Annotated in this window: 14 protein-coding genes; 4 read left to right on the top strand and 10 right to left on the bottom strand. The window is 71.2% G+C overall.

Annotated features, from left to right (window positions below):
- Positions 1-144: 144 nt before the first annotated feature.
- A complete protein-coding gene (locus AXA68_RS01020) occupies positions 145-1623 on the bottom strand; it encodes a HEAT repeat domain-containing protein (protein ID WP_066418283.1) in 1479 nt (492 codons plus the stop codon).
- Positions 1624-1878: 255 nt separating this feature from the next.
- Between AXA68_RS01020 and dpsA the strand changes: the two genes are divergently transcribed.
- Positions 1879-2427 carry a DNA starvation/stationary phase protection protein DpsA gene (gene dpsA, locus AXA68_RS01015; protein WP_066411609.1) on the top strand — a complete coding sequence of 183 codons (549 nt, stop codon included), beginning with the start codon at positions 1879-1881 and terminating at the stop codon, positions 2425-2427.
- Between the two features lie 60 nt (positions 2428-2487).
- Here the strand turns inward: dpsA and AXA68_RS16980 are convergent, their stop codons facing one another.
- Positions 2488-2649 (bottom strand): hypothetical protein, encoded by a 162-nt coding sequence (locus AXA68_RS16980; protein ID WP_198530005.1) that lies wholly within the window; start codon positions 2647-2649, stop codon positions 2488-2490.
- A gap of 142 nt (positions 2650-2791) precedes the next feature.
- On the opposite strand from AXA68_RS16980, the gene AXA68_RS01010 reads away from it, so the two are divergent.
- Together AXA68_RS01010 and AXA68_RS01005 are read left to right on the top strand one after the other, a co-directional pair.
- The gene (locus tag AXA68_RS01010) at positions 2792-3877 is read left to right on the top strand and encodes an NADH:flavin oxidoreductase/NADH oxidase (RefSeq protein WP_066411606.1); all 1086 of its coding nucleotides are present in this window, start codon (positions 2792-2794) and stop codon (positions 3875-3877) included.
- A 64-nt stretch (positions 3878-3941) separates the two neighbouring features.
- Complete coding sequence (locus tag AXA68_RS01005) at positions 3942-4784, top strand: DUF7547 family protein (RefSeq protein ID WP_066411604.1); 843 nt, start codon at positions 3942-3944, stop codon at positions 4782-4784.
- 9 nt (positions 4785-4793) lie between these two features.
- Here the strand turns inward: AXA68_RS01005 and AXA68_RS01000 are convergent, their stop codons facing one another.
- The 4 genes from AXA68_RS01000 to AXA68_RS00985 all read right to left on the bottom strand — a co-directional run bounded on the left by AXA68_RS01000 (position 4794) and on the right by AXA68_RS00985 (position 8406).
- Entirely contained in the window at positions 4794-5543 is a 750-nt protein-coding gene (locus AXA68_RS01000; RefSeq protein ID WP_066411601.1) for a sugar phosphate isomerase/epimerase family protein, read from the bottom strand.
- A gap of 56 nt (positions 5544-5599) precedes the next feature.
- Positions 5600-6187 carry an NAD(P)/FAD-dependent oxidoreductase gene (locus tag AXA68_RS00995; protein ID WP_066411598.1) on the bottom strand — a complete coding sequence of 196 codons (588 nt, stop codon included), beginning with the start codon at positions 6185-6187 and terminating at the stop codon, positions 5600-5602.
- Positions 6188-6319: 132 nt separating this feature from the next.
- On the bottom strand, positions 6320-7393 hold the full coding sequence (locus AXA68_RS00990; RefSeq protein WP_066411596.1) for a methionine synthase: 1074 nt from the start codon (positions 7391-7393) through the stop codon (positions 6320-6322).
- Positions 7393-8406, bottom strand: coding sequence for a 5-methyltetrahydropteroyltriglutamate--homocysteine methyltransferase (locus tag AXA68_RS00985; RefSeq protein WP_066411593.1), 1014 nt, complete (start codon positions 8404-8406; stop codon positions 7393-7395). Before AXA68_RS00985 ends, AXA68_RS00990 begins: the two co-directional genes overlap by 1 nt.
- A gap of 122 nt (positions 8407-8528) precedes the next feature.
- Between AXA68_RS00985 and AXA68_RS00980 the strand changes: the two genes are divergently transcribed.
- Positions 8529-9476, top strand: a complete 948-nt coding sequence (locus AXA68_RS00980) for an ABC transporter substrate-binding protein (protein ID WP_066411590.1) — start codon at positions 8529-8531, stop codon at positions 9474-9476.
- Here the strand turns inward: AXA68_RS00980 and AXA68_RS00975 are convergent.
- The 4 genes from AXA68_RS00975 to AXA68_RS00960 form a co-directional block, all read right to left on the bottom strand.
- Complete coding sequence (locus tag AXA68_RS00975) at positions 9445-10011, bottom strand: HemK2/MTQ2 family protein methyltransferase (RefSeq protein ID WP_232745034.1); 567 nt, start codon at positions 10009-10011, stop codon at positions 9445-9447. The two genes, AXA68_RS00980 and AXA68_RS00975, sit on opposite strands and share 32 nt — an antisense overlap.
- On the bottom strand, positions 10008-11165 hold the full coding sequence (locus AXA68_RS00970; RefSeq protein WP_066411587.1) for a mechanosensitive ion channel family protein: 1158 nt from the start codon (positions 11163-11165) through the stop codon (positions 10008-10010). The genes AXA68_RS00975 and AXA68_RS00970 overlap by 4 nt, the downstream gene beginning before the upstream one ends.
- A 51-nt stretch (positions 11166-11216) precedes the next feature.
- Positions 11217-12116, bottom strand: a complete 900-nt coding sequence (locus AXA68_RS00965; protein WP_066411586.1) for a 16S ribosomal RNA methyltransferase A — start codon at positions 12114-12116, stop codon at positions 11217-11219.
- Positions 12117-12200: 84 nt separating this feature from the next.
- Complete coding sequence (locus AXA68_RS00960; protein ID WP_066411584.1) at positions 12201-12806, bottom strand: DUF655 domain-containing protein; 606 nt, start codon at positions 12804-12806, stop codon at positions 12201-12203.
- Positions 12807-12840 lie beyond the last annotated feature (34 nt).

Below are 12840 nucleotides of genomic sequence, written 5' to 3'. Positions count from 1 at the left end.
TCGCACACAGAGCAGCGCAGACGCCCGATACCGAGGCGTCGCTGAGGTCGATATCGACGCGTCATCGAGTCGGCTACGAGCGTTCGGAACCGATTCGAAAGCGGCTCGGCGGCGGTTCGAAACGAAGAGGCCGAGATCCCCCGGCTACGCCGGCGTCGCCGCGGCGTCGAGGGCCGCCTTCGCCTTCTCGGCTTCCGTCTGGACGATGAACGAGCGCTCGTCGGCGTAGTCGGCGACCGTCTCGAGCGCCTCCCGCGTGCCGATCTGCCGGAGCGCCCAGCCGGCGGCCGCGCGGACGTCGTCGGAGTCGTCCTCGGCGAGCGCGTCGGCGAGCGGGTCGACCGCCCGCGCGTCGCCGATGAGCCCGAGCGCGCGCGCGGCGAGCGGGCGGACGTGGTCGTCCTCCATCTCCAGCTTCCCCGCGAGCGGGCCGACGGCGTCTGTCGCGCCGATCTCGCCGAGCGCCTTGAACGTCGCCTTCTGGAGCTGCGGGTTCGAGTCCTCGTCGACGTACTCGAGGAGCGTCTCGACCGCCTCCTCGGCCGCCATCTTCCCGAGGATGCGGATCGCGAACTGGTCGCGCTTGCCGGCGCGGCCGACCAGCTCCTCGAGCGACGCCTCGGTCTTGCCGCGTTTGCCCATCCGCTCGAGCGCCTCGAGACAGTGGCGCTCCATGAAGTCCGACTGGAGGGAATCGAGCGCGAGCAGGATCATGTCGACGTTGCCGCGCGCCTCGTGTTCCTTCAGCGCCGCCCACTCGACGGGATAGTCCTTGTAGTGGCCGAGCACGTCGTAGTACCCCTGCGCGCGGAGCTGCTCGTGGGTCTCGAGGTCGTCCCACTCCTCGGCGTCCTCCAGGCCGTCCTCGAGCGCGCCGGTCGCCTCCAGGAGCGCCGCGATCGTCTCCGCGTCGTCGTCGGGGTCGAGGTCCGCCTCGCCGATCGCGCCGGCGACCGCGTCGAGCGCGGCGACGAGGTCCGCGATCGGGACCTCCCCGTCCGGACCGTCGGCCGTCTCCGGACCGTCCGCGTCCGCCGTCTCGCCGTCGTCGTCGCCGTTTCCGCCGTCTTCGTCGGCCGCCTCCGCGACCTCGTCGAGGAGCGCGTCCGCCGCGTCCCCGTCGGTTTCGCCGTCGTCGACCGCCTCGACGTCGACCGCGTCGGCGGCCGCGTCGACGAACGCGCGGACCGCCTCCGCGGCGTCCCCGTGCCCGTCGGCGGTCCACTCGGTGTCCTCGAGCGTCGAGGCCGCCGTCTCGATCGCCTCGACGACGTCCTCGGCGTAGGGGCCGCGCGCCTCCTCGACGCTCTCGCGGAGCGCCGCGATCCGGTCCTCGAGGTCGCCGCGCGGGTCGTCGGCGTCCTCGTCGTCCTCGTCGGGCTCGGGGAGGTCGGCGTCCGCCAGCGCCCCCTCGGCGTCGTCGAGCAGCGCCTCGACGTCGTCGAGGTCCGCCTCGGTCTCGGCGTCGTCGAGCAGCGTCTCGATCTCGTCGAGGTACTCGGTCAGGGACTCCTCGGTGGCCTCGTCGGGGAGCGTCGGGGCGGTCGCCTCGGGCTCGTCGGCCGCCGCGTCGCCGTCGGCCCCCTCGGAGCCGTCGGCCGGATCGTCGTCGCCGTTGCTCATATACCGGAGAATGCGCGCGTAGTCCATTAAGACGTTTCCCTTCGCGGCCGCGCCCGCCGACCCCGAACGCGGGGTCGGAACCGATCCGGTCGGGAACCGCCGCCGACTCCGCGAGAGTCGAAGCCGACGCGATCGCGGGATGGTTCGATGTTCGATGATCTCACCGAAGGACATGAGATATTTCCTTTCAATATCAGAAACGAATTTTTCCATAATAGAAGAATTAAGTGGGTAGAGGTCGTATCCGAAGTCACGATGAGTTCCCAAACGCGGGCCCGTCAGCGGTACGGAGAGGTACACGAGAGCGAGGCGCTTCGGATCTCGGAAGAGAAGGCCGAACAGCTCGTCGACGCGCTCAACACCGACCTCGCGGCCACGTACGTGTTGTACCACCAGATCAAGAAACACCACTGGCTCGTCGAGGGCGCGGAGTTCCACGACGTCCACGAGTACCTCGGCGAGGTCGCGGCCGACCTCGAGGAGGGTGCGGACGCGATCGCCGAGCGCGCGCAGGCCCTCGGCGGCGTCCCGCTCTCGGGCGGCGCGAACTACGAGGAACACGCGCCGGTGACCCCCGAGGACGCCGACGCCTACGACGTTCGCACGTCGCTCGAGCACGACCTCGAGATGTTCGGCGATGTCGTAGAGAGCGTACGCGAGCACGTTCGGCTCGCCGACAACCTCGGCGACTACGCCACGGAGGAACTGCTCCGCGACGTGTTGGTGGATGTCGAGGAACACGCCCACCACCTCGAGCACTACCTCGAGGACGACACGCTCGTCAGCCGCGAAGCGCTCGACTGATCGGGTGGCTTCCGGAGGGTCGGGAGTCGGCGATCGACGATCGACGTCCGCGTTTCTCCGTCAGCGCTCGGGTTCGACGGTGAGGTCGGTCGCGATCCAGGCGTCGGTGTTGCCCTCCTCGATGAAGACGGTGCGGTCGGGAGTGGTGTGGTTCGTCGCCACGGCCGGCGGCTCGTCGTCCGGAGCGTCGAGGTCACGTTCGACGCGTTCTCCGCTACTCATTAGCGACCGCTCGGGGGCGGGTATGGTTATAGGTTTCGGTCGACCTAAATCGAACCGGAACGCCGGCGACGACGGTGAGGATGGCGGCGATCCGGGCGGGTTATCGGAGGGCATTACCGCGACGGCGGCGTCGGTCCCGACGATGACGGACTCGCTTTTCACGCCGTTCTCGCTGCGCGACACGGAGATCCCGAACCGGGTCATGCTCTCGCCGATGTGTCAGTACTCCGCGGAGGAGGGGATGCCGAACGAGTGGCACCGCGTCCACCTCGGGAGCCGGGCGGTCGGCGGCGCGGGCGTCGTGATGACGGAGGCGACGGGGGTCGAGCGTCGCGGCCGCATCACCCCCGGCTGTCTGGGGATCTGGTCGGACGAGCAGGCCGAGGCGCTCGAACCGGTCACGTCGTTCGTCCGGTCGCAGGGCGCGGTCCCCGGGATCCAGCTGGCCCACGCCGGCCGGAAGGCCTCGCACGCTCCGCCGAGCGAGGGCGGCCACGCGCTCCCGCTCGATCACGAGGAGGGCTGGGAGACGATCTCGGCGACCGACGAGCCGTACCCCGACGAGGAGCCCGCCGCGACCCGGCGCATGGACGGCGACGACGTCGACGACGTGATCGACGCGTTCGCCGCGGCCGCGGAGCGCGCCCTCTCCGCCGGCTTCGAGATCGCGGAGGTCCACGCCGCCCACGGCTACCTCCTCCACCAGTTCCTCTCGCCGGTCACCAACGACCGCGGAGACGAATACGGCGGGAGCTTCGAGAACCGGACGCGGCTGGTCCGCGAGGTCGTCGAGGCGGTCCGCGGCGTCTGGCCCGACGACAAGCCCGTCTTCGTCCGGATCTCCGCGACCGACTGGCTCCCCGACCGCGACTCGTGGGACGTGGACGACTCGGTGCGGCTGGCCCCGCTGCTCGCCGAGGCGGGCGCGGACCTGATCGACGTCTCCGGCGGCGGGATCCACCCGGACCAGGAGCTCCCGAACGCGGGACCGGGCTACCAGGTGCCGTACGCGGAGGCGATCCGCGAGGGAACCGACGTGCCGGTCGCCGCGGTCGGCGGGATCACGGAGCCGACCCACGCCGACGCGCTCGTGCGCAACGGACGCGCCGACCTCGTCGCGCTCGGCCGCGAGCTGCTCCGCCACCCGTACTGGCCGCTCGAGGCCGCCCACGAGCTCGGCGCGGAGATCGAGTGGCCGGTCCAGTACCGCCGCGGCCGGTTCGAGTAGCGACGGGATCGGCGTCTCGGCCCGCCGGCCGGCCTTTTTACCTCCCGGCCGCGTACGGGCGGACATGAGTTCCCGTGGCTCCCGCGACGGCCCGCGCGACGACGACCTCGAGGAGCGGCTCGACGAGCTCGAGGACGTGCTCTCCGACCTCCGGCGCGACCTCCGGGAAACCGAGCGCGACCGCCGCGGTCCCCCGCGCCCGCCGCGGCTCTCCGAGCTGGTCCGGTTCACCGAGCAGTACACGATCCCGACGCTGATCGCCCTCCTGGAGACGACGATCACGTCGCTGGAGCTGGTGCGCGGAACCCTCCGATTGCTCGATCCCGGTCGGGAGTTACGGGAGGACGCGGACGCGACGGCGGGCCGGCTCGCGGACGCTCGCGACGGCGCGGCGACCGGCCTCGCGCGCTCGCTCTCGGAGCTCCGGACCGCGCTCGCGGAGGCCGACCTCCCCGAGGAGGCCGCCTCGCGCTCCATCATCGAGGACGCGCGCGACCTCTCCGCGGAGATCGAAGCCCGGATCGAGGAGGGCCGCCGGGAGGCGGACGCGGCGAGGCGGTCGGAGCGCGGGGCCGCCGACCGTGCCGGGAGCGACGAGCGGACGGGGGGCGACGAGCGGACGGGGGGCGACGACCGCTCCGACGACGGGGCGGTCCGCATCGACGTGACCGACCCGGACGACGACCGCCCCGACCGCCCCACGGACGGGGGCGACGCGCCGGCGGACGCGAACCGGTCCGCCGACGAGGGCCGACCCGAGGTCGACGTCGAGTCGGAGCTGGAGTCGATCAAGCGCCAGCTCGACGACGGAGCGGAGGACGAGAGGAGCGACGACGGGGCGGACGCGGGCGACGACGACGCGGGCTCCGACGCCTCCGCCGGGCCCGGGGGGGACGACGAGCGCTGACGGACTCGGTCACCACTCCGCGCCGAGGTGGTCGGCGACGCGCTCGGCGGAGTCGCAGAGCAGCGCGTCGTCGTCGGTGAACACCTCCAGCGCGACGGTGCCGTCGAACTCCCCGAGCGCGTCGCTCGCGCCCTCGTAGTCGACTTCACCCGCGCCGACCGGGATGTGCGTGTCGCCGCGCCGGCGCACGTCGTGACAGTGGAGGTGTGAGACGCGGTCGCCGTGGCTCCGGAGGAACCGCCGTATCGCCTTGTTTCCGCCCTCCATGTAGGCGTGACCCACGTCGAAACAGACCGCGGTGTCCGTCTCGCGGGCGACGTCGCCGAGCACCGACAGCTGGATCCCGCGGTGTTGGTGCCCCACGTTCTCGACGACGACCTCGACGCCCGCCTCGCGTCCGGCGTCGGCGACCCGACGGAGCTGGTCGGCGGCGACCTCGCGGAACTCGACGTCGTCGCGGTCGGCGGAGGTGGCGTGGAGGACGGCCTTCTCCGCGCCGAGGTCGCCGGCGGCCTCCAGCAGCCGCCGCTGGTAGGCGACGATGGCGTCGTTGACCTCGGGCGCGTAGCTCGTGAGCAGTTGGCTGTACGGCAGGTGGACCATCAGATCGCGGCCCGCTAACGCCCGGTCGAGCCGGTCCGGGTCGATCGATTCGGGCGGGAGGCTGCCCGCGCCCACGCCGAGTTCGACGAAGTCGAACGCCGCCGGCGACGACGCCAGCCGGTCGAGGTCGTCGCCGACGGTCACGCCGATGTCCATACCGATCGGCTGCGCCGCGGGGGACTTAAGAAAACGGACGGCGGAACTCGGCCGCGCTACTCCTCGTCGACGAGCGAGCCGAGCACGCGCTCGGCGTCGGCGGGCACGTCGAAGTCGTGGTAGTGTTCGCCCTTCTCCTTCGAGAGGACGTTGAGCGCGGCCGCCGCGCCGTCGCCGGCGGAGATGACCGCCTGCCACTCCTCGGCGCGGACCATCGCGCCCGTCGCGTAGGCGTCCTCCACGGAGGTCTCCATGTTCACGCCGACGTCGACCGTGTCGTCCTCGGAGAGGTCACAGCCGAGCTCCTCGGCGAGGTCGCGGCTCGCGCCGGTCGCGAGCACGACGTAGTCGGCGTCGTACTCCTCCTCGGCGGTCGAGACGACGAAGCCGTCCTCGCTCTCCTCGACGCCGGTCACCTCGACGCCCTGGTGACGCTCGACGCCGAAGTCGTCGGCCTGGTCCCGCATCGTGTCGACGAGGAGGCTGCCGTCGACCGACCCGATGCCGGGGTAGTTGAACAGGTGGGCCTTGTGCATCCACGTGCCGTCGGTGTCGAAGACCGCCGTCTCGAGACCGTTCTTTGCCGTGAAGAGGGCTGCGCTCAGGCCGGCGGGGCCGCCGCCGACGACGATGACGTTTGCCATGTCGGAGACACGGGCTCGCCCCGCATAAACGCGTGGTAACGGTGGTGTGATCGGGTGACTGGGGTGGAATCGAGAGATAGCGTCGGGATCGGCGTCGGACCCCGACGGGCGACCGCTCCCCGACCCGACCGCTCAGTCGTCGGCGAGCGGCGCGTCGAGGTCGATCTCGCCGGCGTCGATCTCGGCTTCGACCTGCCGGGCGGCCTCGACCATGTTCTCGGTCTTGCCGTAGGCGATCTCGCGGGGCAGCAGCTTCAGCCCGCAGTCGGGCGAGATCGTCAGCTTCTCGGGGGGAACGACGCGCAGGCCCTGGCGGATGTTCGCTTTGATCTCCTCGACCGGCTCGATCTCGGCGGTGTGGGCGTCGACGACGCCGAGCGCGAGGTCGGGCTCGAACTCGGGATCCTGGAACGTCGGGATCTGCTCGTAGTCGCCGTTACACAGCTCCACGTCGAACTCGTCTATCGGGAAGTCGTTGATCTCGGGGTAGATCCGCGAGTAGTCGCCGTAACAGACGTGGAGGCCGATCCGCACGTCCTCGTCGATGCCCGAGACGATCCGGTCGAGCGCCTCGCCGACGATGGCGTGGTCCTCCGGCGTCGTCGCCAGCGCGGGCTCGTCGATCTGGACGTAGCGCGCGCCCGCCTCCACGAGCTTCTCGATCTCCTCGTTCACGAGGTCCGCGAGGTCGTACACGAGCTCCTCGGTGGAGGGGTACGCCTCGTTGAACGCCCAGAAGCCGAGCGTGTACGGCCCCGTGATCGGGACCTTCACCGGCCTCTCGGCGACGTTCGTGGTGAACGCGAACTCGTCGACGAGCCACGGCTCGTCGTAGGCGACGTCCTCGACGACGCTCGGCTTGTCGAAGTAGTTGTGACCCCACACCTTTACCGGCCCGTTGAACTCGTAGCCGTCGATGCGCTCGGCGAAGAACTCGACCATCTCGTTGCGGCGCATCTCGCCGTCGACGACGGTGTCGAGGCCGGCGCGCTCGTGCTCGTGGGTGATCAGCCGGCAGGCGTCGTCGTGGGCCTCCTCGAGGTCGTCGTCGTCGAACTTCGAGTCGGGATCCTCGACGAGTTCGTCCGCGCGGTTCAGCCACTTCGGCTTCGGGTAGGAGCCGACGACGGTCGTGAGCAGGAACGACTCGTTCGGGTGGTCGGTCGGGCGGAACTGGGCGCGGTTGGCGGACGGGTTGCGGACCATTACTCTAACACCTCCGTGGCGGCGGCGAGCGCGTTCAGCTTCGCGCGGTACTTGTTCTCCGGCAGGTAGAACAGCTCGGTGTTCGGCGTCAGGTAGGTCGTCTCGAAGTCGGCGGCCGGGACCTGTCCCTCGAACCACTCGACGCGCTCGGCGACCGTCTCCGGCTCCTCGATCAGGGTGTTCTGGCCGTCGACGAGCCCGAGCGAGACCGAGTCGGTCGCGCCGTACTCCTGGACGTTGTACACGGTGTCGTCGCGGTCGCCGGCGACCAGGTCGAGCCCGAGCGCGTCCGCGTCCGCCTCGTCGACGAGGTGGGCGTACAGCTTCTCGTCGAGCGCGCCCCAGTAGGTCTGGACGACCACGTCGGCGTCCGTCGCGCCGGCGACGGTCGCGATCGCGTCGGTCGCCCGCTCCTCCGTCCCGTCCGCCGGCGGGTTCGTCACCAGCGACGGCTCGAGGAGGAACAGCGTCTCGTGGGCGGGGAACGCCTCGAGTTCGCCGGCGAGGAAGTCGGCGATCGCCGCCTGGAACGCCCCCTCGTCGCCGTAGTGCTCGTCGGTCGCGAGCGTCGCGAGCGAGTACGGGCCGGGCAGCGTCGCCGCGAGCGGGGCGTCGCCGGCGTCCGTCCCGGCGATCAGGTCCGCGGCCGCCTCCAGTTCGGCGGCGACGTCGCCGGAGAAGCCGAGGTCGTCGACGACGCGCGGGTCGCGGTAGAAGTTGTTGTTGTCGTAGTACCGCACGATCCCGCCGGTCTCGACGCTCTCGTGGACCGTCAGCGGGTGCGCGATCATGTCGTCCCAGCGGCCCTCTCCCTCGACGACGCGGTCGAGGCCGGCCTCGAGCTGGTCGTCGACGAACTCCGCGCGGACCTCGTCGTATGTTTCGGCGATCTCCCCTCCCTCGTCGCCGCTCAGGAGGTCGCCCTTCTGGTGGCCCTTCAGGTCCGAGAGCGTCCCTTTCGCCCAGTCCGGGAGCGGATAGATCCCCGGCGTGGCCGCGACTCGTTCAGTCATCACCGAGCGTTAGATATGCCGTTGTATAATATTTGCGAACCTGTTTCATGCTTCTCGGTTATCCCATCGATCGGGGAGATCGGAGCCGAACCCTTAGTACGCGTCGCGTCGAACCGCGATCCATGTCCGTCGTCTCGCTTTTCCCCTCGGCGACGGAGGTCGCGGCGGCGCTCGGCGTCACGCCCGCCGCGGTCTCCCACCAGTGCGATCACCCGCCGGCGGCGGCCGCCCGGCCGACGCTCACCGGACTCGTTCGCGACCTCGAGAGCGATCCCGACGGGATCGACCGGATCGCCGTCCACGACGACACCTACTACCTCGACGGCGACGCGCTCGCCGCGGCCGACCCGGACGCGATCCTCACGCAGGGCGTCTGTGCCGTCTGCGCGCTCGACGCCGGCCTCGCCCGCCGGGCGGTCGAGCGGCTCGACCTCGACGCCGCGGTGCTCGACGTCCACGCCGACGACCTCGCGGACGTGCTCGCGAACGTCGAGCGGATCGGCGGGGCGGTCGGTCGCCCGGACGCGGCGGCCGACCTGCGCGCCAACCTCGAGACCCGCATCGACGCCGTCGTCGACGCGGTTCCGGGCGGAACCGCGGGGACGAACGACGCGGGCGATCGACCCGCCGGAAACCCCCCTCGCGTCGCCGTCCTCGACTGGACGGACCCGATCCGCCACGGCGGGCTCTGGATCCCCGGCCTGGTCCGCCTCGCCGGCGGCGAGCCCGGCCTCGTGGCGGCCGGCGAGCGGTCGCGCAAGGTCGACCCGGACGAGTTACGCGCGTTCGACCCGGAGGTGCTCGTCGTCGGCCCCTGTAGCGCCGACGTCGACGAGGCTCACGGACGGGCGCGCGACCTGCTGGACCGCGAGTCGCTCGACGAGGTGGCCGCGGTGCGGGAGGGACGGGTGTTCGCGATGGACGGCACCGCCTACCTGAACCGCCACAGCCACCGCGTCGTCGACACGCTGGAGGCGCTCGCGGCCCTGATCCACCCGGACCGGTTCGAGGCGGATGGAACCGGCGACGACGCGAGGGTCAGACGCGTCGTTCGAGCCGCAACACGCTGAGCGTCTCGAACGGGAACGACTCCTCGACCGCGACCTCGTGGCCGAAGCCGGCCGCCTCGACCAGCGCCAGCACCTCCTCGTACCCCGTGAGCGAGGAGACGAGCAGGAGGACGACGCCGTCGGGCGCGAGCACCCGACCCACGTCGTCGAGGAACGGCTCGATGAGCTCCCGTCCGGACTCGCCGCCCGAGAGCGCGCGCTCCATCCAGTCGTCCCACTCGTTTTCGGGGTCGGTCGGGAGGTACGGCGGGTTGAAACACACCGTGTCGAACGCGTCGGCGCGGAACGGGTCGAGCAGGTCGGCGACGACCGCCTCCACGCCGCGACCGCGCGCCTCCCGCGCCGCGTGGGGGTTGCGGTCGCTGCCCACGACGCGGAGTCCGCGCTCCGCCGCGACGCGTTCGGCGACCCAGCCGGAGCCGGTACCGACCTCCAGCACGCGGCCGTGTGCGGTCTCGAGGGCCGCCTCGGCCAACAGTCCGGAGTCCTCGGCGGGCTGATACACCGTCGGCCCGTCGCGGTCGAGGCGGTTCACGATCCCTCCGAGCCGTCGGATCCCTTGGCGGGCGTGGGTTCGCCCTCGGCGGCACCGCCGATCCTGGCCTCCATCTCGGCGTCGGCCCCCTTCGTGCGGCTCGAGAGCGTCTGCTGCGGGAAGGGGATCGTGATCCCCTCCTCCTCGAACGCGGTCTTGATCGCGCTCATGACCGCGGTCTGGGTCCGCCAGCGCTTGCGCATGCTCGGGTTCGTGATCCAGTAGCGGACGCCGAAGACGACCGCCGAGTCGGCGAACCGCTTCGTCACGACGTCCGGCTGGGGCATTCGAGCCACCCCGTCCAGCCCCGAGACCGCCTCCTCGACGACCTCCGTCGCCCGGTCGAGGTCGGTCGCGTAGTCGACGCCGACCTCGACCTCGATCCGGAGCCGGTTGCGCCGCGACCGGTCGATGACCGCGCCGGCGCGCACCTCGTCGTTGGGAAGCGTCACGACCTCCCCGTCGAACGAGCGGAGCCGCGTGCTGATGATCGATATCTCCGTGACCGTCCCCTCGTGCTCGCCGATCGACACCCAGTCGCCCACCTCGAAGGGGCGCGAGAACATCAGCACGAACCCGGCGAGGACGGCCCCGAGCGTCTGTCTCGCGGCCATCCCGATCACGATCCCGAGGAACCCCGCCCCGACGAGGAGGCTGCCGACGTTGTCGGTGAAGAGCCCGATGGTCACGAGCCCGACGAGGGTGTACACGGTCAACTGGACGATCCGTCGGAGCACCTCCTCCTGGTGTTCGGAGATCGCCGTGCTCTCGACGGAGAGCTCGCGGATCACGCCCCCGAGGAAGTCGGTGACCGCGTAGGCGCTCGCGAGCAGGATCACCGCGAGCACGACGTTCGACAGCTGGTCCGCGATCGCGGCCGACTGGAACGCGTCGACGAGCGCCCCGCTGCGCTCCCAGACGACGAGAAGCGAGAGCACCCCCGCGGCGGTGGTCCCGGCGACGGCCGTCGAGAGCGCGAGCCGCTGTTTCGAGGAGAGCTCCTCCTCCCGTCGTTTCACCCGTCCGACGACCAGCCTGCTGCCGACAACGACCGCGAGGATCGCCGCGCTGATCAGAATGCGCCGGGCGTTCCCGCTCACGAGGCGCTCGACGTCGGCGAGCACGCCGACGAGGGTCTCCGCTCCGGCCGTCATCGGTCGCCTCCGGTCCGATACCGTTCGGTTCGAGTCCGGTCGGTCATCGTCTCACGCCTCCGCCGGCGACCCGTGCTCGCGGGCGAGTTCGGCCAACGCCGCGAACGCCGGGGGGTCGAGCGTCCCCGGTCGCCGGGAGAGCAGGTCCTCCGCCGCCGCGTCGACGACCGCGTCGGGCCGGTCGAGCCCCGAGATGTGCGCCGTGTTGCGGATCGCGTTCCGGACCGTCTTGCGCCGCTGGGTGAAAAGCGCCTTCACGAACCGCAGGAAGAACGCCTCGTCGCCGACCTCGTAGTCGGGGTCCCGCGGCGTACACCGGACGACCGCGCTCTCGACGGCCGGTTGGGGGTCGAACGCCTCCTTGGGGATCCGCTCTACGACCTCGAGGTCCGCGTAGTGCTGTGCGGACACGGAGAGCCGGCCGTACTCGGACTCGCCGGCCGACGCGACCATCCGGTCGGCGAACTCCGCCTGGAAGGTCAACACGAGCGGCCGCTTCTCGGGGAGGAGCCGGAAGGCGATCTCCGAGGAGATCCCGTACGGGAGGTTCGCGACGCAGGCGGTGAACGCGGGCAGATCGACCGACAGCGCGTCCCCCTCGATCACCTCGAGGGTCCCCGACTCGACCGCGTCGGCGAACTCCTCGCGGAGGAACGCCGCGAACGGTGGGTCGCGCTCGATCACGGTCACCCGGCCGGCGGGGTCCGGGTCGTTCGCGCCCGCCGCCGCGAGCAGCCGGTCCGTGAGCGCGCCAGCGCCGCCGCCGACCTCGAGGAGGTGGCTCGCGTCCGCGTCCTCCGGGAGATACGTCGGCAGTCGGTCGAGGACCCGGTCGTCGACGAGGAAGTGTTGATCGTTGTCGGGGTCCGCGCGGGTGCCCGCCCGCCGCGCGAGCGCGTCGGGGTCACGGGTTCCGTACGCGTCCGCGGCCCCCGCCGATCGATCGGTCATGGCCGCGCTACACGTCGGTTCGGGGTAAAAGTCCCGTTTCGGCGCGGTCGGGCGCGGGCCGCCGTGCCGCCCCCGGAGCCCGCCTCACTCCCCGCGGTCGACGAACGTCCGGTACTTCAGGTCGTCCTCGCGGATCTCCTCGACGATCCGTTCGAGGATCACCTCGCGGGGGCTGTGGAGCCCCGAGATCCGGTCTTCCACCTCCTCGAAGCTCTCGAAGGGGCCGCGCTTCCGCTCGTCGAGGACCCTGTTCCGGAGCTTCTTGCCGATCCCGGGGAGGAGGTTGAGCTGGTGGAGCCGGAGCGTGATCGGCTCCGCCTCGTTGTAGAAGTCGACGAACCGGCGCTCGTCCGCGTCGACGATCGCCTCGACGGCGTACTCGATCTCGGCGGCCGCGTTCCGGGTGAGGTCCTCGAACTCGACCCTGCGGTACCGCGAGACGGCCGGCCCGTCGAGGTCGATCCGGTCGCTCACGGAGACGTCCGCGTCCTCCTCGAGGGACAGCTCGTACAGCCCGAACGACGGCTCGCCGAGCGCGTACGCGACCGGGGACTTCTGGTAGCCCGGTCGGCCGTCGTCGGGCCGGCCGTTCGGGAGAACGTCGAGGAGGACGGCGACGGAGCGCTCCTCCGTCCCGCCCTCGGGGGCCGAGTCGCGCTCGTCGGCGGCGTCCGTCGAGTGGTCGCTCATGCCAACAGGGTGCGCGTCCGAGGGGTAAAAAACC

It is taken from the genome of Halorubrum aethiopicum, from assembly GCF_001542905.1.
Lineage (GTDB): Archaea > Halobacteriota > Halobacteria > Halobacteriales > Haloferacaceae > Halorubrum > Halorubrum aethiopicum.
This window is presented reverse-complemented; position numbering and strand designations above follow the sequence as displayed.

What these genes read in the sequence shown, in the direction of transcription:
- AXA68_RS00985 (WP_066411593.1), bottom strand. Translation starts at nt 8,406, where the DNA reads ATGACTGAACGAGTCGCGGCCACGCCGGGGATCTATCCGCTCCCGGAC.
- AXA68_RS01005 (WP_066411604.1), top strand. Translation starts at nt 3,942, where the DNA reads ATGAGTTCCCGTGGCTCCCGCGACGGCCCGCGCGACGACGACCTCGAG.
- AXA68_RS00995 (WP_066411598.1), bottom strand. Translation starts at nt 6,187, where the DNA reads ATGGCAAACGTCATCGTCGTCGGCGGCGGCCCCGCCGGCCTGAGCGCA.
- AXA68_RS00970 (WP_066411587.1), bottom strand. Translation starts at nt 11,165, where the DNA reads ATGACGGCCGGAGCGGAGACCCTCGTCGGCGTGCTCGCCGACGTCGAG.
- dpsA (WP_066411609.1), top strand. Translation starts at nt 1,879, where the DNA reads ATGAGTTCCCAAACGCGGGCCCGTCAGCGGTACGGAGAGGTACACGAG.
- AXA68_RS01010 (WP_066411606.1), top strand. Translation starts at nt 2,792, where the DNA reads ATGACGGACTCGCTTTTCACGCCGTTCTCGCTGCGCGACACGGAGATC.
- AXA68_RS01000 (WP_066411601.1), bottom strand. Translation starts at nt 5,543, where the DNA reads ATGGACATCGGCGTGACCGTCGGCGACGACCTCGACCGGCTGGCGTCG.
- AXA68_RS00980 (WP_066411590.1), top strand. Translation starts at nt 8,529, where the DNA reads ATGTCCGTCGTCTCGCTTTTCCCCTCGGCGACGGAGGTCGCGGCGGCG.
- AXA68_RS00965 (WP_066411586.1), bottom strand. Translation starts at nt 12,116, where the DNA reads ATGACCGATCGATCGGCGGGGGCCGCGGACGCGTACGGAACCCGTGAC.
- AXA68_RS00990 (WP_066411596.1), bottom strand. Translation starts at nt 7,393, where the DNA reads ATGGTCCGCAACCCGTCCGCCAACCGCGCCCAGTTCCGCCCGACCGAC.
- AXA68_RS01020 (WP_066418283.1), bottom strand. Translation starts at nt 1,623, where the DNA reads ATGAGCAACGGCGACGACGATCCGGCCGACGGCTCCGAGGGGGCCGAC.
- AXA68_RS16980 (WP_198530005.1), bottom strand. Translation starts at nt 2,649, where the DNA reads ATGAGTAGCGGAGAACGCGTCGAACGTGACCTCGACGCTCCGGACGAC.
- AXA68_RS00960 (WP_066411584.1), bottom strand. Translation starts at nt 12,806, where the DNA reads ATGAGCGACCACTCGACGGACGCCGCCGACGAGCGCGACTCGGCCCCC.